Consider the following 19,815-nt stretch of genomic DNA (forward strand, 5'->3'; position numbering starts at 1 on the left):
CGGAAATTGAATGTTCAAAGTATATAAGAAGGAAATTGAAGTAGCAGGTAAGAAAATAAGTTTAGAAACAGGTAAAGTAGCAAGACAAGCAGACGGAGCAATCATTGCTTCATGTGGTGAAACAGTTATTTTAGCAACAGTAGTAGGAGCAAAAAAAGTAAATCCAGATATGGATTATTTTCCTCTATCTGTAAACTATCAAGAAAAATATTATGCTGGTGGTAAAATTCCAGGTGGATTTTTTAAGAGAGAAGCAAGACCAACTGAAAGCGAACAATTAATATCAAGATTAATTGATAGACCGATCAGGCCTTTATTCCCTAGCGAATTTAAAAATGAAGTTCAGTTGTTACCAACGGTAATTTCATATGATAAAGAAAACCAACCAGACATCCTTGCAATCACTGCTTCATCAGCAGCATTAGCTATTTCAGGAATGCCATTTATGGGACCTGTGGGAGCTTCAAGAGTTGGGTATGTAGATGGTAAGTACATTCTTAACCCATCAAAAGCTGAATTAGAAAACTCTACTTTAGATTTAGTAGTAGCTGGTACTAAAGATGCAGTACTTATGGTTGAGTCGGAAACATCAGGTTTATCAGAAGAAATAATGTTAGCTGCAGTCAAATTTGGTCATGAAGGCTTTGTTCCAGTAATCAAAATGATTGAGGAACTTGCAAAAGAATGCAGAAAACCAGAGTGGACTGTTGAGAAAAAAGATTTATCCGAAGTTAAACAAAAACTTGAGGAAACTTTTACAGCAGATTTAACGAAAGCTTTTGCTACTAGAGATAAGCAAGATAGATCAAATCAAATTTCAGAAATTTCTGAAAAAGCTAAGCAGCTTTTTGCAGACAATGAAAATTATTCTGATTTTAATGTTAACGATGAATTAAAAAATCTTGAAAAGAAAATTGTTAGAACTGATATTCTTAAGAACAAAAAAAGAATTGATGGTAGAGGTTTAGCTGATGTAAGAGCTATTGAGTGTGAAGTTGGTGTTTTACCAAGAACTCATGGTTCAGCATTATTTACTAGAGGTGAAACGCAAGCAATTGTAGTTACTACTTTAGGTACTTCTGATGATGAACAAAGAATAGAAAGTCTGGATGGTCAATCTAGAGAAAGATTTATGCTTCATTATAACTTCCCTCCTTTTTCAGTTGGTGAAACTGGAAGAATTGGAACAGGAAGACGTGAAGTTGGTCACGGAAAGTTAGCATGGAGAGCAATCAACTCTTCACTTCCTCCAAAAGAAGCATTTCCTTACACTTTTAGAGTAGTGTCAGAGATAACTGAATCTAATGGTTCTTCTTCAATGGCAACTGTTTGTGGTACCTCTCTTGCATTAATGGATGCAGGTGTTCCAATTAAAGAACCAGTTGCAGGAATTGCAATGGGTTTAATTAAAGAGGGTGATGATTTTAGTGTCCTATCAGATATTTTAGGTGACGAAGATCATTTGGGAGATATGGACTTTAAAGTTGCTGGAACTAAAGATGGAATTACTTCACTTCAAATGGATATCAAAATTACTGGTATTACTTTTGAAATCATGGAGCAGGCTTTAAAGCAGGCGAAAGATGGAAGAATTCATATCTTAGGTGAAATGAATAAGGCTTTAAGTGAATCAAGAGCTGATGTTGGGCAACACACTCCAAAAATGGAACAAGTAACTGTTGATAAAAAAGATATTGCAGCTGTTATTGGAAAAGGTGGTGCAACAATCAGAGAGATCGTTGAAAAATCAGGTGCAAAAGTTGATGTGAATGACGAAGGAGTTGTAACTGTTGCTGCTCCAGATGAAGAGTCTAGAAACATTGCTATGCAAATGATTAAAGACATCACTGCAAAAGCTGAACTTAATAAAGTTTACTCAGGCAAAGTAATGAAGATTATGGAGTTTGGGGCATTTGTTAACTTTTTAGGTAAACAAGATGGCCTTGTTCATATCTCAGAACTTGCTCCTAAAAGAGTAGAAAAAGTTACTGATATTGTTAAAGAAGGCGACGAAGTAAAAGTTAAAGTGATTGGTTTCGATAGAGGTAAAGTTAAACTTTCTATGAAACAAGCAGCTGAATAATACTTTAAATTAAAATTCTAAACCCCTGGAATGAAAGTTCTGGGGTTTTTTTATGGGGCACCTGGCAACAGAACGCCCCTCTTTCAACTTAAAATCTTTAATTGGGTCAATAAGTATAAGGTTCGCATTTTTAAAAACTCTATACAAATCTTCTGTTCCTTTAGGTCCTACACCAATATCTATTAAAGTATCAATTTCAGACAAACTCTCTATCTGTTACCAATCTATGTACATGCCAGCTTTGGTATAAAATTTTTTTAACCATAAATAAAATTATTTTTTTAAACTATATAAAATAAAATATTTGTTATTAATTATCTCTGAATAATCTTCCGAAACAATAAAGTCAAAATTATTTTTTCTTTTATCAACAATCACTATATTTGGCTTAATTTTAGATATAACTTTGTGATTTTGAAATTCAGTTAAAAGTCGACTGATCTCACTTTGTGATAAGGCTATCGACTCAGATAAAAAAATTTTATTATTCTTCAAAAATTTAATTTCGTCTTCACCATAATTATCAATATTGAAGTATGTATAAAAAGAATTGAATTGATATTTATATCCAGTTATTTGGCCTATTTCATTTGAAGATCTCCAGCTGATTTTATTTTGAATAAAATTCTTAAAATTTGATTGATTAAACCCCAAGGCTTTAAGAGAATTGATCATCAAAATTTCTAATTGATCATCACTTAAGGAAACGTGAAAACCATTAGGAAATAGAATATTTTGTTTTTTATAAGTAAAATAATAATTAATAAATTGTGAATTTGAAAAAATATTAATCTTATTTTCGGTACCTATAAATTTATATTCATTTATTACTTCCTGAAGGTCATTGAGGTAATTTTTATTTAATGAATTATTTTTATAAATTAAATTGTAATAATGAGTCGAGTTTAGAGTTAATAATACAATAAAAACGAAAGAAAAAAACCATCTTTGAAACTTTAATTTTCTTAAAAATATATCAATTACAAAAATGAAAATTAAAAAAATTCCCAATAAAAAAATTAAATTTTTAACATCAAAAAAATGCTTAAACCAAATTAAATAAGGAGAAATAATAATGAATATAAAGGGAATACATACAGTATATGAAAATATAATTAAATAAAATTTGTAACTTTCAATAATTTTCAAATTGTATTTTCTGAAAATAAAGTAAAAAATAATTAAATTTGAAATTAAAATGAAATATTTTAAATTTAAAAAATGATGAAAAGTTTTAATCAGAAGATTTTTTTTAATATTTAAGTCTATAGGAAATAGCCCCATTCTTAAACTATAATCTCCCTCAGCAAATAGATATTGATAAAAAAACGGTAAGGTAAAAATTATAAATACTAGTAAAAAAATAAAAAGATTTTTAAGATTTTTTTCTATAAAATTTTTATCTTTCATTAATTTTATAATTAAAAAAGTACAAAAAACAAAGCCACTTAAAATAAAGAGGTAGATAAAGCTTTGTAATATTAAAGACAATAAAATACTTAAAAAAATATAATTTGATCTTTTTGGTTCATGAGAATTATAAAATTTTAAAAGAAAAATTAAAAAACCATAAAAATATAAATTGCTTACTAGTGGCCTTGGGTATCTAAATTCAAATAAGTGATAATTAAAAATCTGATTTTTAATATGTAAAAAAAAGTTATTAGTTTCTAAAATATTTAAATATTCCAAAAAAACAGGGAGTGAGAAAAAAAGTAATGTTCCAAAGACTGCGGTATTATTTTTAATACCTGTATTTTTAGCAAAAAAATAAATTAATGAGTAAGCACTTATAACAAAAATTATTTCTAAAAATACATAACTTATAAGACCAAATATTTTATAAAAAAAGGAATGAAATACGATAGATGCTATTGGAAACGCTATGAGGTTAGTTGGTTTAAAGTATTCATTAAAAGCAGGAGATAAGTTATATTCTGATAGAGAAATTATGAATGGAAAATAACTTAAATCATTAAAATTTACCAAAATTCTTAAATTAAAATCTAAATCTCTATAAAAATAAAAAATCAATATCCATTTAAATAGAATTATCAATAAAGGTAATAACCAAATAAACTGTTTATTTTGAAATTTCATGATTTCTTAATCTTTATTATGAATAGTTTGAGCAATCCCAATAAAGATAAAAAAATTAATTTCATGTTAACGGAGCTTTCACCTCTTGCTCTATTGACAAAAATTGTATCTATCTCTCCAATTTTTAATGCATTTAACTTTATGATTAAAAGAATTTCTGACAAAACTATAAAACCATCTCCAATTTTACCACACTCTTGTGTTATAAGTATTGCTGCTTTTTTTGAATAAAATCTAAAACCGTTTGTATAATCACTTGCTGGTATTTGAAGAAGTTTTTTTGCTAAAAAATTTGACATTTTTGAAAAAATTCTTCTCGAGAAACTCCAATTAATGATCTTACTTTTATCTAAATACCTACTAGCTATTAAAAGATCTAAATTATTTTTTAAAAAAAAATTAACCTTATCTTTTAGTTCACTCGGGTTATGAGAAAAATCTGCATCCATTTCAATAAATAAATCAAAATTTTCTTTTAAACTTTGTTTTAAACCAAATAGAACTGCAGAACCTCTTCCAAGTTTTGCTCCTCTGTAATAAAAAAATACATTTTCTTTATCGGAGAACAAATGCTCACTTTCATTTGTTTTTGAGTCATCAACAATGAATATCTTTACATCATTTAAGTTCTGATTGATCTCACTTACCAATTTTTCTAAGTTTTCTTTTTCGTTATAAGCAGGAATGATTATAGCTATTTTAGTCATTGGAATTTTCTTAGTTCTTTCAAAAATTCTTTTTTTGGTTTCCAACCGTTTAGTTTTAACTTGTTATTATTAGAAATTAAATAAGTGGGGTCTTGATTTGATTTAACGATTAATTTTACATTGAATTTTTTTGCAAAAAAATAGGCAATTTTTGATAATTGTATTTTTTTTCCCGTCCCAATATTAAGTATTCCTGTAATTTCTTTTCTTATAATCAATCCAATTGCACTGCAAATGTCATCAATTGAAATAAAGTCCCTAAAATGATTCAAATTTTTTAGCACACTTTTTTTACCTTTTGCTTTCTTAATCTTCTTAAATAAATTTGGAACCACAAATGAAGTATCTTGATTTTTATGGGTAAAGCTAAATATTCTGCCAATACAGTATTTAATCTTAACTTTCTTCAATTTTTTTTTTATATAATTTTCTGCCAATAATTTTGTTTTTCCATATTTGCTATATGGTTTTGTCAGGCTTTGCTCATTGAGTTTAGAAAATTTATTTTTTGAATTATATACATGGGATGTTGATGAGAAGAAAAAAAATTTAATTTCTTTGCGAAATTTTATTATAGAGTCTATTAAATTTTTTGTGCCTACGTAATTTACCTTTTTAGATTTTAAAAAATCTTTCTCTACAATGGATGTAGGTACAATAGCAGCTAAGTGAATTAGATAATCAAATTTGTTTTTTGAAACCCATTTTTCAACTTCTTTGAGTTTTGTTATATCTCCATTAAATTTTATATAATTAAAATTTAGATTTTTTTGAATAGATTTCCCCAATACCCCTGAATGCCCTGTAATTCCACATCTATACATTCTATTTAAAATCTAAAAGGCAGTCTGTTAATTTTTTTAAATCTTTTAAGTTAATTTTCTTAGTTGGTAAGCCAATAAAAAAACCTCTATCTTCAATCTCTTGAGAAATCTTAAAATTATTTTTATTAAATCTTAATTTATGTAATTTTATTGCTGGCTGATTTATAAAATTACCGCTTATTATTGGCCTAGTTTCTATTTTATTTTTTTCTAATTTGTTTAAAAAAGTTTTCTTAAATTTAAGATATTTTCTATTAATTAATAATGGAATACTAAACCAACTCGGTTTCAAATATTTGCTTGACTCAAAGAAAGTAAATTGATTGTCCCATTTAGGGGATTTTTTTAAAAATTTTATAATCATATCACGATTAAATTTTCGAGTTTTAACCATTTTTTTTAATCTTTTAAGCTGACTCATTGCTATAGATGCAGAGATGTCTAATGGCCTTAAATTAAAACCCTGATTTATAAAGTTAAAAGTATTTTTTCTTTTTGAGATTTCTCTATCCCATCCATGAGCTCGTAAAGATTGTAAAATTTTATAATCTGATTTATTGCTACAAACTATCATTCCACCTTCACCTGCAGTTAGTTGATGCGAATAATAAAATGAAAATGTTGAAAAGTCGCCAAATGTTCCTAAATTTTTTCCTTTATAAACAGAGCCTAATGACTCACAATTATCTTCAATTAAATAAATATTTTTTTTTTTTGCAAAATTTTTTATTTTGTCAATTTCTGAACAATTACCCAGAACATTAATTAACATTATAGCTCTTGTTTTCTTTGTAATATTTTTCTTAATCGTTTCCAAACTCGGAGAAAATGTATTTAAATCTACATCAATAAATTTTGGATTTAAGCCTGCTTGTATAATTGGCCATAAAGATGTTGACCAACAAAGGGCAGGTATCAGACATTCATCACCCACTTTAAGCCTATTCTTTTTCATCGGGTTTATTAAAGCAAAAAAGGCTAGAAGGTTCGCAGAAGATCCTGAATTTACCATTAAACAGTATTTTGATTTAATAAAATTTGAGAATTTCTTTTCAAATTCAATAGTTTTTTTTGACATTGTTAATCTTCTACTTTTAACAACGTTTATCGCAGAATTTATATCTTCGTCTGAGAAGGCATTTTCTAAAAGGGGGTATTTAAATGACATATTTTTGCACCTAATTCTTATATTAAAATTAATGCTTAAAAAATAAAATAAAACTCATATAATGTACATCTTTTAATTAATTATAACGATAAACGAATATTGTAATAACCATTGCGGACGTGGGGGCAGTACCCACCTCCTCCACCAGTTGAAAATTATGTGGGTGAACCAGAATCGACAGGTGACTAAAAACTATTTTTTCGTTCGGAATAGTTCCACCATAACGGGCTAATTTATAATTGCTAACGAAAGTTACGCACTTGCTACTTAATTACTTGTTAATTAAGTAGACGGGGTTCACAGCCCCTGGCAACAGAACGCCCCTAATATTTTTAACTAAATTTAACTATATTTTAAGTAATATTCTTAGGATCTGGCATCCCAACCTTATTATATCCGGCATCTACGTAGTGAATTTCACCCGTTACACCGTTTGCAAGGTCGCTTAATAGATATAATGCGGAGTTCCCAACATCATGAATATCTACGTTTCTTTTAAGGAAAGAGTGGTCCTCGTTCCATTTATATAAGAATTTTGCATCTCCAATAGCAGAAGCTGCTAAAGTTTTAATAGGGCCAGCACTTATTGCATTTACTCTCATGCCTTTAGCACCCAAATCTCTTGCTAAGTATTTAACGCTAGATTCTAAAGCGGCCTTACATACACCCATTACATTGTAGTTTGGAATAGCTTTGTTTGCTTCATAGCTTAAGGTAATTAAACTTCCACCTTCTTTCATTACTTTAGAGGCTTCCCTAGCGACTTCTGTAAATGAAAAACATGAAATTAACATGCTTCTTAAAAAGTTTTCTCTAGTAGTATTTAAATATTCACCAGATAATTCTGACTTATCTGAAAATGCAATTGCATGAACCACAAAATCAATTTCACCCCATTGAGACTTAACATCTTCAAATAATTTTGTTACATCTTCTTTTTTTTCAACATCACAGCTAAATGTAGTTTTTGAATTTAATTTTTCTGCCAAAGGAATAACTCTTTTCTTTAAAGCATCACCTAAATAAGTGAACGCAAGTTCAGCTCCAGCTTCAGCAAGCTTTTGTGAAATGCCCCAAGCAATTGATCTTTCATTGGCAACGCCCATGATTAATCCCTTTTTACCCTTCATCAAACTCATGATTATATTTTCTCAAAAATTAAAGCAGCATTGGTTCCACCAAAACCAAAACTATTAGACATAACAGTATTTAAAGTTGCTCCAGTTTCTGTTTTAGCAACTATTGGAAATTTTTTAGCCTCTTCATCCATTTCACCAATATTTGCAGAACCAGCAATGAAATTATTTTTCATCATAATTAAACAATAGATAGCTTCATGGACTGATGCAGCTCCTAACGGGTGACCAGATAAAGATTTGGTTGAACTAATTTTTGGAATTGTATCCCCAAAAACTCCTTTAACAGCATTTAATTCAGTAATATCACCAACTGGTGTTGATGTTCCATGGGTATTTATATAATCAATTTTGTTTTCAGCAGTTGCCATAGCCATTTGCATGCATCTGATTGCTCCTTCTCCTGATGGGGCTACCATATCATATCCGTCTGATGTTGCTCCATAACCAGTTAATTCTGCGTATATTTTAGCTCCTCTTGCTTTAGCATGTTCGTATTCTTCAAGAACTAAAACTCCACCACCACCAGCGATTACGAAACCGTCTCTAGTTTTATCATAAGCTCTTGATGCAGTCTCAGGTGTATCATTGTATTTTGAAGATAACGCTGTCATTGCATCAAACATTGCTGTCATTGCCCAGTGAACTTCTTCACTTCCACCTGCAAAAACAACATCTTGTTTGCCCATTTGGATTAATTCCATTGAATTTCCAATGCAGTGTCCGCTAGTAGCACATGCAGAGCTCATTGTGTAGTTGGTTCCTTTAATTTTAAATGGAACAGCAAGTGTAGCTGAAGCTGTACTTGCCATTGTTCTTGGAACAATGAAAGGACCCATCAATTTTGGAGTTTTGGCTCTAGTTTTATCTGCTGCTAAAATTACATTTTCAATTGAAGGTCCTCCTGAACCCATAACAATACCAGTTTTAAAATTACTAACTTCACTTTCTTCTAATCCAGAGTCTTCAATCGCCTCTTTCATTGCAATATAATTATAGGCTGACCCTGAACCCATGAATCTAATTGTTTTTCTATCAATATGATCCTCAAGTTTTATATTTGGTTTGCCATGAACATGGCTTTTAAGATTATGTTCTTTATATTCCTCAGCATATGAAATTCCTGATTTAGAATTTAATAGTGACTGATGAACCTCTTCTTGATTGTTTCCCAAACAAGATACAATTCCTAAACCTGTGATAACTACTCTTCTCATTATTTAAATAATCCTACTTTCAAGCTTTCTGCTGAATATATTTTTTTGTCATCTGCAAATACTAAGCCATTTGCAAGACCAACTGTTGTTCCACCTGGAGCCATAATTTTTTTCATATCAATTTCATATCTTACATTTTTAACATTTTTTAAAACTTCACCAGTGAATTTTACTGTACTCACTCCTAAAGCTCTCCCTTTACCTGGGTTACCAAGCCACCCAAGATAAAAACCAACTAGTTGCCACATAGCATCTAAGCCAAGACAACCTGGCATAACAGGGTCTTCTTTAAAATGACACTCAAAGAACCAAAGATCATCTTTGATATCTAATTCAGCCTTTAAAGATCCTTTTTTAAAAGCACCACTATTATCGCTGATTTCAGTTATTCTATCAAACATGAGCATTGGCGGAAGAGGTAATTTTGCATTACCGGGGCCAAAAAGCTCTCCATTTCCACAATTAATTAGTTCATTATATGTGTATGAATTTTTTTTCATAAAAAATAAACTCCTTAATACTTGATTTAAAGAGATTATAATATAGTAATAGTTTAGAACAATTATAAACAATAATGAACAATTTAAATATATATAAAGAAAAGTTAAGAGAATCTGGTTTAAGACCAACTAGACAAAGATTAAAAATATGTGAGGCCTTATTTTCACCAAAGGAAACTTTTCATTTTACAATTAATGACCTTAGTAAAATAATTGAAGAAAAATTAGATGAAAAAATTTCTCTAGCAACAGTTTACAACACAGTGCATGCTTTTAAAAAAAATGGTTATTTAAAAGAAATTGTTATAGCAACTGATAAAAGCTATTTTGATACTAACACAGGTACCCATTCCCATTTTTTTGATATTAAAAATAAAGAATTGATTGATATTAACCAGGTTGATTTGAAAGATATACCAAATCCACCAACAGGAAAAAAAATTAAAAATATTGATGTCATAATCAATGTTGAAAGTGAATAAATTACTTTATAATTATTCTAAACTACTTGACACAAAAATTAAAATAGTTATATAGATTGAATAAAGAATTTTTAACAAGCGTAATAAAACTTAAACTAACAACAAAAGAGGTCAAATGAGTTCAGAGATTAGTAAAACTAGCAAAAATGGTTCAGGTTGCCCCGTAATGCACGGTGGAATGACAAAATCAAGTCAGACACCTACAGCTGAATGGTGGCCAAAGAATTTAAATTTAGATATTTTACATCAGCATGACACTAAAACAAATCCAATGGATGAAAAGTTTGACTACAAAGAAGAAGTCAAAAAATTAGATTTTAAAGCAGTAAAAAAAGATCTATTAAAACTTATGACAGACAGTCAAGACTGGTGGCCAGCAGACCTTGGGCACTATGGTGGACTATTTATCAGAATGGCTTGGCACTCAGCTGGAACTTACAGAATTGCAGATGGTAGAGGTGGAAGTGGAACAGGAAACCATAGATTTGCACCACTAAATTCTTGGCCAGATAATACCAACTTAGATAAGGCTAGAAGATTAATATGGCCTATTAAAAAAAAATATGGAAATAAAATTAGCTGGGCAGACTTGATGATTTTAGCTGGAAATATGGCATATGAGTCAATGGGTCTTAAAATGTATGGTTTCTCTTTTGGAAGAGAAGATATATGGCACCCAGAGAAAGATGTTTATTGGGGTTCTGAAAAAGAATGGTTAGAAAATAAAAGATACGACAATAACGATGACAGAACTTCACTTAAAAATCCTTTAGCAGCGGTTGTGATGGGATTGATCTATGTTAACCCAGAAGGTGTGGGTGGAAAACCAGATCCATTAAAAACTGCTTACGATGTTAGAGAAACATTTGGCCGAATGGCAATGAATGATGAAGAAACTTGTGCTTTAACAGTAGGAGGTCACTCAGTTGGAAGAGCTCATGGTAATGGAGATGCTTCATTATTAGGTCCAGAACCTGAGGCTGCAGATGTACATGAACAAGGCTTTGGCTGGAATAGAAAAGGTGGTGGCGGTCTAGGTGTTAACCAGGTTACTAGTGGTATTGAAGGTGCTTGGACAACTCATCCAAACAAATGGGATCATAGTTATCTAAATCTTTTATTAAACTACGATTGGGAATTAAAGAAAAGTCCAGCTGGAGCAAACCAGTGGGAACCAATTAATATGAAAGATGAAGATAAGCCAGTAGACTTAGCTGATGCATCTATAAAAAGAAATCCAATAATGACAGATGCTGATATGGCTATGAAAATGGATCCTATTTATAGAGAAATTGCAGAACGTTTTCATAAAGACCCTAAATATCTTGAAGAAACATTTGCAAAAGCTTGGTTTAAATTAACTCATAGAGATTTAGGTCCTAAAAAATATTATGTTGGTCCTGATGTTCCAAAAGAAGATTTAATTTGGCAAGATCCAGTCCCTGCAGGAAAAGATTTTGATGTTGAAAAAGCAAAAAAATTAATCGAAGCTACTGGTTTGAGTAGTTCTGAAATGATTGCTACAGCATGGGACAGTGCAAGGACTTATAGAAGAACCGATCACAGGGGTGGAGCGAATGGAGCTAGATTAAGATTGGCACCACAAAAGGATTGGGCAGGCAATGAGCCAAAAAGATTAAATAATGTTCTTGGTAAACTTGAGAACGTTGCACAAGAAACAGGTGCAAGTGTTGCCGATATTATAATCTTGGCTGGAAATGTTGGATTAGAACAATCTATAAAAAAAGCGGGACTAAATGTCAAAGTTCCATTTGTTGCTGGTAGAGGTGATGCAACTCAAGAGCAAACGGATGTTGATTCTTTTAAAGTTTTAGAACCAGTTCATGATGCTTTTAGAAATTGGGCTAAAGAAGAATATTTAGTTACAACTGAAGAGATGATGCTTGATAGAAGTTCTTTAATGGGTCTATCAGCTAAAGAAATGACAGTTCTAGTTGGTGGAATGAGAGTTTTAGATACCAACCATGGTGGAACTAAACACGGTGTGTTTACTGATAATCCAGGAGCTCTTACCAATGATTTCTTCGTAAACTTAACCGATATGAAGTTTAAGTGGAAACCTGCAAGCAAAGACCTTTATGAAATAATAGATCGTGCAACTGATGTGACTAAGTTTACAGCTACAAGAGTAGATTTAGTTTTTGGCTCTAACTCTATATTAAGATCTTACGCAGAAGTTTATGCGCAAGATGATAATAAAGAAAAGTTTGTTAGAGACTTTGTTAATGCATGGACTAAAGTAATGAATGCTGACAGACAAGAACTAAAGAAAGCTCATTAGTCATCATTAATGAATAGCGTTCAATTTAAAGACTTTTATACGGTACCAGATCTTAACTTTGATATATCAAGGTTAAGATCTGATTTAGAGCTAGTCTTAAAAAAAAGAAATTTTAATTCTTTAGGAGTTGCTCATTTTGGCGCCATTCCAATAAATCAAATTCCTAATGATAGTAGTTCTATTGATGGACATAATTTAAGAGGTAAATATTGGACGATTGCTGACGAAACAGGAAAAGAAGTTTCTCGAGATATTGAAATAGATGAATCGAAATACACACAACTAGTTCCTGAATTTGAAAATACATATTTTAAAGAAGTCTATGACATCTTAAGCAAAAGATTTAAACTGGGTAGAGTGAGATTGCTATTAAAAGAGCCAAGATCAACATTAAGCTGGCATAAAGATCCTGAGCCAAGACTTCATGTACCGATTATCACAAACTTAGGATGTTCAATGGTTATCGAAAATGTAGCTAAACATCTGCCTGCAGATGGAAATGTTACTATTACAAATAATACAAAATATCATAATTTTTTTAATGGGGGCGAACAAGCTAGAATTCACATAGTTGCTTGTTTATTAGAGGATCCGTTTAATTAATAGATCCCCATACATTCTGGTTATTAACCCATCCTGAATAATCCCCAGTTTTTATATTACACCAAGTATTTTCACATTTTTTGATAATAAGTAATCTTCCTTTTTCTAAACGAGCGATAGGTTTAGAAAAATATGATGCTTTTTTAAATAAAATTTTGTCTTCCAAGATAATGATTGAATTAGATTTTTTAATTTGAGAAACATGAATCCATCCACTATTATTTTTTAGATCAACTATTCTTCTAAAGTTTTCTTTTTGGTCAATCTGTTTTACGGGTAGATTTATTTTCTCATAAATGTATTTAATCTCAGACTCAAAGCTTGGTCCATATCTGACATTTACTTTATTCTTCTTTAAAGAGAGGAATTTTTCTTCAGCATTTAAAGATTGAATATTTGTAATTAATAAACATAAAAATAAAATAATTATTTTTTTTTTCATTTACAAAAACAAAATTTTCTTTTTTTTAATTTAACTTTTCTAAAGTTTAGATTAAGTAAGTCCATGATTAAAATATGACCATCAAGGTTTTGCCCAATATTTAAAACTTTTTTTAAAACTTCGTTAGCTTGGATAGTTCCAACTATACCAGCAACAGTACCAAGTACACCTTCTGCCTCACAGTTTAATAAGTCATCTGAAATTTGGTCTTCTTGAAAAAAACATCTTAAACAAGGAATTTTTTTATTTTTAAAATCAAAAGTAAATACATGTCCATCAAATTTGCTAATTGCACCAGTGATAAGAGTTTTTTTAAATCTTAAGCAAAAATCATTTAATAAAAATTTTGTTGAAAAATTATCAGAACCATCAACAATATAATTGTAATTTTTAATAATTTTTATGATATTTTTTTTATTTAATCTAATTTTATAAGTTTTTATTTTTGTATTTGGATTTATTTTCTTTATTTTATCTTTTGCTATTTGAACTTTAAATTTACCAATATCATTTGTGTTATAAAGGCTTTGTCTGTGTAAATTAGAGAGTGAAATTTTATCATGATCTATAATTCCAATTGTCCCAACACCAGCTCTAGATAAAAATTCAGCAACAGGACATCCAAGCCCTCCAGCTCCAACGATTAATGCCTTTGCGTTTAAAATTTTTTTTTGTCCTAGAACACCAATATCTTTAAGAACAATTTGTCTAGAATATCGTTCAATAGAATGTTTATTTAATGGGTTGCTCATTTTCCTGTTGAGCCAAACCCACCTTCGCCACGAATTGAATCGGGTAAATTATCTGCTTCTTCTAATTCCATTTTAACAACAGGTGTTAAGATCATTTGTGCAATCCTATCTTTATTATTAATCAAAAAATCTTCTTTACCGTGATTAAAAAGAATAACCTTAATTTCCCCTCTATAATCGCTATCGATAGTTCCAGGTGTGTTTAAAACAGTTATGTGGTTCTTTGCGGCGAGACCTGAACGTGGACGTATCTGCACCTCATAATCCTTTGAAAATGCCATAGAAAGTCCTGTTGGGACCAAATAAGAGGTATTAGGAGGAATTTTAATTGGCTCCTTTATAAATGCCATGAGGTCCATACCCGATGCACCAGAGGTTTTATATGATGGTAATTCTACTTCAGGATTTAGTTTTTTAATTAATACTTTTGCCACTGAGTTTTAATTTAATTGCTGAATAACTCTATCAACTATTTCTTCAGAAATAGCAGACTTTTGTTTTAAGCTAAGTTTTTCGTCTTTGATTTCATCATCTTTGTAAAAAATCGAAACTTCATTAAAATCAGAGTCAAATCCAATAGATTTATTCGACACATCATTTGCAACTACCCAATCACAATTTTTTTCAACTAATTTTTTTTTTGCATTTGTTTCAATTTCATTTGTTTCTGCTGCAAAACCAACAACTAGTTTTGGTCTTAAGGAATTGTGTTTTGAAACATAGTTTAGAATATCAATGTTTTTTTCAAGTTCTAAATTTAAATTTTCATTCTTTTTTATTTTTTCACTTTTTATTTCCTTCACTTTAAAATCAGCAACTGCTGCTGAAAAGATAGCAACATCAGCAGGTAAGTTTTTTTTTGTAGCTTGCAACATTTCTTGTGCTGTTTCTACTTTTATCAAATTTATATTTTCTCCAATAGGAAGGTTGGTTGGTCCAGAAATAAGTGTTGTCTGAAAACCTTTTTTTGCAAATGCATTAGCTAAAGCATAGCCCTGTTTGCCCGAAGATTTATTAGTAATAAATCTAACAGGATCGATATATTCATTTGTTGGTCCAGCAGTTATCAAGGCCTTAAATTTATTATTATTTGTTATGGAGTTAAAATAAATATTAATTTCTTCAATAATACTTTTTGGCTCAGTCATTTTACCTTCTCCAAACTCACCACAAGCCATATCACCAATTTCAGGACCAATTACTTTATAACCAAAGGACCTTAATTTATTTAAATTTTCTCTAGTAGATGGATGTTCCCACATTCTAACATTCATAGCAGGAACTAGAAAAATATCTTTATCAGATGCTAGAATTACAGTTGAAGCTAGATCATCAGAAGATCCTACACTTAATTTTGATATAGTATTCGCTGTTGCGGGAGCCACTAGAATTAAATCTGCCCATCTAGACAATGATATATGGTCCATTTCAGCTTCATTTTCAGCATTAAATAGGTCGTCATAAACCTTTTCTTGAGTAAGTGAGGCTACTGATAAAGGAGTTACAAACTCTTTAGCACTTTTGGTAAGGATTGTTTTAATTTCTGAACCTTGTTTTTTAAACAATCTAATCAGTTCTAAACTTTTATAGGCTGATATACCCCCACATATTATTAATAGTATTTTTTTACCTGTTAAATTTTTCATTGAAGAATTAAAATACTACTAGACCAAAAATTACAAGCAGTAATAAACCAATAATAGATTGATTTCTAAACGCTATCATTTCTGATTTTTTTTCATTTAAAGCTGTAAAGGAGTTAGAATTTTGAGGTATTTGACCACTTGCTAAAAATGTCAAAGCTTGATTTGCTTTATCCATTATTTCTGGAAAATCAGGCAATCTTTTAATTACTTCAGTGGTGCTTTTTAAACCTTCATTCAATGTATTTATTGGATCTTTTGTTTCTCTTAACCAACTTTCTAAAACTGGTTTTGATGTATCCCATATATTAGTATCTGGATTAAGTTTTCTTGCAACACCCTCAACAACCACCATTGTTTTCTGCAGCATTAGTAATTGAGGTTGTGTTTGCATATTAAATTTTTCAGTAACATCAAAAAGTTGTTTTAATAATTTTCCCCCTGAAATATCTTTGACAGATTGACCAAAAATGGGCTCACCAATTGATCTCAAAGCTTGAGCCAAATCATTAACGGGTACATCTTTTGGAACGAGGCCGGCAACTAAATGCACTTCAGCTACTTTTTTATAATCTCGCTGAATAAAACCAAAGAGAATTTCTGCCAAAAATCTTTTACTTAGATTGTCTAATCTTCCCATAATACCAAAATCAATAGGAACAATTTGACCATTATTATCAATGAATATATTGCCTTGATGCATATCTGCATGGAAGAAACCATCTCTAACAGCATGTCTTAAAAAATGTTGAATTATATCTGATGCGATTTGCTTGGTATCAATATTTCTTTTTTGTAAGTCTTCCGTTTCACGAATTGAAACACCATCGACCCAATCAAGTGTCATCACATTTTCACTTGTGAAGTTCCAATAAATTATTGGTACTCTAAAACCTGCATCATTCTTTGTATTTTCAGCATATTCATTTGCTGCCGCTGCTTCAAACCTCAAATCCATTTCTAGATTTGTTATCTCTTTAAGTAAAAATACAACTTCCATCAACTTAAGTCTTTTTGTTTTTTTGATGAAGGACTCAATAAGGAAAGCAAAAAGCATTAATGCATCTATTTCTTCATTAAAAGTTTTTTTAATATCTGGTCTTAAAATTTTGATAGCTACATCTTTTATAGTTCCATTGTCATCAATTTTAGCTTTATGTACTTGTGCAATCGATGCAGCAGCAACAGGTTCACTCAAGTCAATTATTGAGTTAAATGTTTCATCTCCTAAGTCTTTCTTAATTATTGCTTTTGCTTCTGTTAAAGAAAATGGAGGCAACCTATCTTGCAAGCCTTCTAATTGCTTGGCTAGTTCTTCTCCGATAATATCGGGTCTAGTAACTAAAAATTGTCCAAGTTTAATAAAAGTAGTTCCCATTGATTGAAGAGATTTAGATAATTTTTCTCCTTCATTTTCATTTAAGTTATTTTTTCCAGAACTAGAAAAAGAGAAAGACAATATTTGAAATAAAATTGTAATTGCTAATGGTGGTTTTTTGAATTTTGAAACTATATTTAAAACATCTGATTTAGCTAATTTTCTTCCTAATTTGTAAAGAGTAAATAATTTTTTAATCATTATACCTTCCAACCAGAATGAATCGCAACAATACCACCTGATAAATTTCTGTAACTACAATTTATGAAATTATTTTTTTTCATTAGATCAATTAGCTCTTCTTGATTAATAAATTCTTCAATACTTTTAACCAGGTATTCATAAGGTTCTTTTTTGCCAATAACAGCCTTACCAACTAAAGGAATTAGTTTTGAATAATTCTTATAAATAAAATCTAAATTAGAATTTTGAATTTTTGAAAATTCTAAACACAAGAAGCGCCCACCAGGTTTTAATACTCGATGTGCTTCTGCAAGTGTTTTATTAAGATTTTTTGTATTTCTAAGTCCAAAACTGATTGTATAATAATCACAGGAGCTATCTTTAATTGGAAGCTTTTCTGCAGGAGCAATCAACCAATCAATATTTTTATAAGTTTTTAATTTTTCTTTACCTTTGCTTATCATTCCAGAATTAGGATCCACACAATAAATTTTACAATTTTCATCAGTTAGATTTAAAAAAAGTTTACCTAAGTCTCCAGTCCCACAAGCAACATCAACTAGAATTTTATCTTTTGATGGGTTCATCCAGCTCATCAAATTTCTTTTCCATATCCGATGAATGCCCAATGACATAAAATCATTCATTAAATCATATTTGTCATAAACATTGTCAAATACATTTTGAACCAATCCTTTTTTATTTTGGAGATATTGTTGCATATAAAATTTATTATTTACTGCTAATATAGTATCAAATGCCAGAATTACCAGAAGTAGAAATAGTCAAACAATCATTATCAAAAAAAATAGAACAAAAAAGAATAAAAAAAGTAATAATTAAAAACAGAAATTTAAGGTTTAAAATTCCATTAAAATTTGAAAAATTATTAGAACAAAAAAAGATTAAAAAAGTTACTAGGTTTTCAAAATATTTAATTCTTAATTTTAATGATAATTCTTTTTGTTTAATTCACTTAGGTATGTCAGGAACCATTCATCTAATTAATAAACATATTATAAATAAATTTACCAATACTAGTTTCTATAATTCACCAGAATTGCCAAAGAAACACAATCATGTTGAAATCCAGTTTAATGATATGAGTGTTATTTATAATGACCCAAGAAGATTTGGATTTTTTAGGTTTATTGATAATCCCAAAGAATTAAAAAAAAGATTTAATCATTTGGGTCCAGAACCTTTTTTTTTAAGTTTTAATTTAAAATACCTTCTAAATTTTTTTATAAATAAAAAAAAAGATATAAAAAGTTTTCTATTGGATCAAAAATTTGTCTCTGGCATAGGCAACATTTATGCAAGCGAAATTTTATTTTTATGTAAAATAAATCCCAATACATATGCGATGAAATTATCGAAAAGTGATTGTAAAAAAATCATTTATTATTCAAAAAGTGTACTTAAAAAAGCTATTGAAAAAGGTGGATCAAGTATTCGAGATTTTAAAAATACAGAAGGAAAAAATGGCAGTTTTCAAAAAGAGTTTAAAGTATATCAAAGAGAGAACCAGGACTGCTCAAGAAAAAATTGTCATGGTAAAATTAAGAAAATATTTATATCGAATAGATCAACTTTCTTCTGCAATATTTGCCAAAAATAAGCAATTATTCTATTGACCAGTATAAATTCTCAAGCTATACCACTGCGCTTATGGCAAACACAAAATCAGCAATTAAAACAATTAGAAGAATTGCTAAACAAACATTGGTGAATAAGGCTCGTAAAAGCAAATACAGAAATGCTATAAAAAAAATGAGTTTACTTCTAGTAGAAAAGAAAAAGGATGAAGCTCTAAAATTCTTGCCAAAGTTGAACTCTGAATTAATGAAAGTTGCAAAAACTGGAATTATAAAGAAAGCAAATGCCTCAAGAAACATTTCAAGAATAACTAAGAAAATTTCAGCTTTATAATAAATTATATACGGCGATTTGAAATTTCAACTAATAATACTTACATCATATAAGAAATTTTATTTTTAGATTAACCATATATAGATTAAGTAAAATAATACGAAACATAATTTATAAATCACACACTCATAGATTTTAAATTTGTAAAACTTAATCGTTCAATCAAACAGCACTGTGGCAAAATAATTTCTAAAATTGAAAACAGACCACTTCTTAGTTGTAATTACATCAGTATTAGAAAGAATATTCGCGCTAGAAATGAATCACCTGTAGATTTTATTTATTTTTATTTTTACTAAATTATTTATTGCAAATATAAATTTTATTTATTTTTGCTTTTACAAAATTATTTATTGCAAAAAA

The 19,815-nt window shown here is 29.6% G+C and carries 20 protein-coding genes and 1 other RNA gene; 7 read left to right on the top strand and 14 right to left on the bottom strand.

Features of this window, described 5'->3' with window-relative positions; all coding sequences use genetic code 11:
• The first annotated feature begins 10 nt into the window (after positions 1 to 10).
• Positions 11 to 2,083, top strand: a complete 2,073-nt coding sequence (gene pnp, locus AC5SLO_RS06585; RefSeq protein ID WP_494573164.1) for a polyribonucleotide nucleotidyltransferase — start codon at positions 11 to 13, stop codon at positions 2,081 to 2,083.
• 9 nt (positions 2,084 to 2,092) lie between these two features.
• On the opposite strand, the gene AC5SLO_RS06590 is transcribed toward pnp, so the two are convergent.
• The 5 genes from AC5SLO_RS06590 to AC5SLO_RS06610 all read right to left on the bottom strand — a co-directional run bounded on the left by AC5SLO_RS06590 (position 2,093) and on the right by AC5SLO_RS06610 (position 6,882).
• On the bottom strand, positions 2,093 to 2,287 hold the full coding sequence (locus AC5SLO_RS06590) for a hypothetical protein (protein ID WP_494573165.1): 195 nt from the start codon (positions 2,285 to 2,287) through the stop codon (positions 2,093 to 2,095).
• 69 nt (positions 2,288 to 2,356) lie between these two features.
• On the bottom strand, positions 2,357 to 4,183 hold the full coding sequence (locus AC5SLO_RS06595; protein ID WP_494573166.1) for a hypothetical protein: 1,827 nt from the start codon (positions 4,181 to 4,183) through the stop codon (positions 2,357 to 2,359).
• Positions 4,180 to 4,890, bottom strand: coding sequence for a glycosyltransferase (locus AC5SLO_RS06600; RefSeq protein WP_494573167.1), 711 nt, complete (start codon positions 4,888 to 4,890; stop codon positions 4,180 to 4,182). Before AC5SLO_RS06600 ends, AC5SLO_RS06595 begins: the two co-directional genes overlap by 4 nt.
• A complete protein-coding gene (locus AC5SLO_RS06605; RefSeq protein WP_494573168.1) occupies positions 4,887 to 5,714 on the bottom strand; it encodes an SDR family oxidoreductase in 828 nt (275 codons plus the stop codon). The genes AC5SLO_RS06600 and AC5SLO_RS06605 overlap by 4 nt, the downstream gene beginning before the upstream one ends.
• Position 5,715: 1 nt before the next feature.
• Positions 5,716 to 6,882 (bottom strand): DegT/DnrJ/EryC1/StrS family aminotransferase, encoded by a 1,167-nt coding sequence (locus tag AC5SLO_RS06610; RefSeq protein WP_494573169.1) that lies wholly within the window; start codon positions 6,880 to 6,882, stop codon positions 5,716 to 5,718.
• A 31-nt stretch (positions 6,883 to 6,913) separates the two neighbouring features.
• On the opposite strand from AC5SLO_RS06610, the gene ssrA reads away from it, so the two are divergent.
• Positions 6,914 to 7,210, top strand: a transfer-messenger RNA (tmRNA) gene (gene ssrA / locus AC5SLO_RS06615).
• 25 nt (positions 7,211 to 7,235) lie between these two features.
• Here ssrA and AC5SLO_RS06620 read toward each other — a convergent pair.
• From AC5SLO_RS06620 to fabA, 3 genes are read right to left on the bottom strand one after another with little or no spacing between them, the layout of a single operon-like run.
• Entirely contained in the window at positions 7,236 to 8,021 is a 786-nt protein-coding gene (locus tag AC5SLO_RS06620; protein WP_494573170.1) for an enoyl-ACP reductase FabI, read from the bottom strand.
• A 2-nt stretch (positions 8,022 to 8,023) separates the two neighbouring features.
• A complete protein-coding gene (fabB, locus tag AC5SLO_RS06625) occupies positions 8,024 to 9,235 on the bottom strand; it encodes a beta-ketoacyl-ACP synthase I (protein ID WP_494573171.1) in 1,212 nt (403 codons plus the stop codon).
• Complete coding sequence (fabA, locus tag AC5SLO_RS06630; RefSeq protein ID WP_494573172.1) at positions 9,235 to 9,735, bottom strand: bifunctional 3-hydroxydecanoyl-ACP dehydratase/trans-2-decenoyl-ACP isomerase; 501 nt, start codon at positions 9,733 to 9,735, stop codon at positions 9,235 to 9,237. The genes fabB and fabA overlap by 1 nt, the downstream gene beginning before the upstream one ends.
• A gap of 74 nt (positions 9,736 to 9,809) precedes the next feature.
• Between fabA and AC5SLO_RS06635 the strand changes: the two genes are divergently transcribed.
• From AC5SLO_RS06635 to AC5SLO_RS06645, 3 genes are all read left to right on the top strand, one after another.
• Complete coding sequence (locus tag AC5SLO_RS06635) at positions 9,810 to 10,217, top strand: transcriptional repressor (RefSeq protein ID WP_271517027.1); 408 nt, start codon at positions 9,810 to 9,812, stop codon at positions 10,215 to 10,217.
• Between the two features lie 115 nt (positions 10,218 to 10,332).
• Entirely contained in the window at positions 10,333 to 12,519 is a 2,187-nt protein-coding gene (katG, locus tag AC5SLO_RS06640) for a catalase/peroxidase HPI (RefSeq protein WP_494573173.1), read from the top strand.
• Positions 12,520 to 12,528: 9 nt separating this feature from the next.
• The gene (locus AC5SLO_RS06645) at positions 12,529 to 13,122 is read left to right on the top strand and encodes an aspartyl/asparaginyl beta-hydroxylase domain-containing protein (protein WP_494573174.1); all 594 of its coding nucleotides are present in this window, start codon (positions 12,529 to 12,531) and stop codon (positions 13,120 to 13,122) included.
• Here the strand turns inward: AC5SLO_RS06645 and AC5SLO_RS06650 are convergent.
• The 6 genes from AC5SLO_RS06650 to ubiE are packed head-to-tail and all read right to left on the bottom strand — an operon-like array spanning position 13,115 to position 18,242.
• Positions 13,115 to 13,564: an SH3 domain-containing protein gene (locus AC5SLO_RS06650; RefSeq protein WP_494573175.1), complete on the bottom strand. Its 450-nt coding sequence runs from the start codon at positions 13,562 to 13,564 to the stop codon at positions 13,115 to 13,117. The two genes, AC5SLO_RS06645 and AC5SLO_RS06650, sit on opposite strands and share 8 nt — an antisense overlap.
• On the bottom strand, positions 13,561 to 14,316 hold the full coding sequence (locus AC5SLO_RS06655) for a HesA/MoeB/ThiF family protein (RefSeq protein WP_494573176.1): 756 nt from the start codon (positions 14,314 to 14,316) through the stop codon (positions 13,561 to 13,563). The genes AC5SLO_RS06650 and AC5SLO_RS06655 overlap by 4 nt, the downstream gene beginning before the upstream one ends.
• A complete protein-coding gene (gene dut / locus AC5SLO_RS06660; RefSeq protein ID WP_494573177.1) occupies positions 14,313 to 14,750 on the bottom strand; it encodes a dUTP diphosphatase in 438 nt (145 codons plus the stop codon). The genes AC5SLO_RS06655 and dut overlap by 4 nt, the downstream gene beginning before the upstream one ends.
• 6 nt (positions 14,751 to 14,756) lie before the next feature.
• A complete protein-coding gene (gene coaBC / locus AC5SLO_RS06665) occupies positions 14,757 to 15,962 on the bottom strand; it encodes a bifunctional phosphopantothenoylcysteine decarboxylase/phosphopantothenate--cysteine ligase CoaBC (protein ID WP_494573178.1) in 1,206 nt (401 codons plus the stop codon).
• Between the two features lie 7 nt (positions 15,963 to 15,969).
• A complete protein-coding gene (gene ubiB / locus AC5SLO_RS06670; RefSeq protein ID WP_494573179.1) occupies positions 15,970 to 17,538 on the bottom strand; it encodes a 2-polyprenylphenol 6-hydroxylase in 1,569 nt (522 codons plus the stop codon).
• Entirely contained in the window at positions 17,538 to 18,242 is a 705-nt protein-coding gene (ubiE, locus tag AC5SLO_RS06675; protein WP_494573180.1) for a bifunctional demethylmenaquinone methyltransferase/2-methoxy-6-polyprenyl-1,4-benzoquinol methylase UbiE, read from the bottom strand. Before ubiE ends, ubiB begins: the two co-directional genes overlap by 1 nt.
• A 35-nt stretch (positions 18,243 to 18,277) precedes the next feature.
• Between ubiE and mutM the strand changes: the two genes are divergently transcribed.
• Together mutM and rpsT are read left to right on the top strand one after the other, a co-directional pair.
• Positions 18,278 to 19,141, top strand: a complete 864-nt coding sequence (gene mutM, locus AC5SLO_RS06680; RefSeq protein WP_494573181.1) for a bifunctional DNA-formamidopyrimidine glycosylase/DNA-(apurinic or apyrimidinic site) lyase — start codon at positions 18,278 to 18,280, stop codon at positions 19,139 to 19,141.
• Positions 19,142 to 19,191: 50 nt separating this feature from the next.
• Complete coding sequence (rpsT, locus tag AC5SLO_RS06685) at positions 19,192 to 19,452, top strand: 30S ribosomal protein S20 (RefSeq protein WP_271517227.1); 261 nt, start codon at positions 19,192 to 19,194, stop codon at positions 19,450 to 19,452.
• Positions 19,453 to 19,815 lie beyond the last annotated feature (363 nt).

Source organism: Candidatus Pelagibacter sp. PS_44, assembly GCF_059417735.1.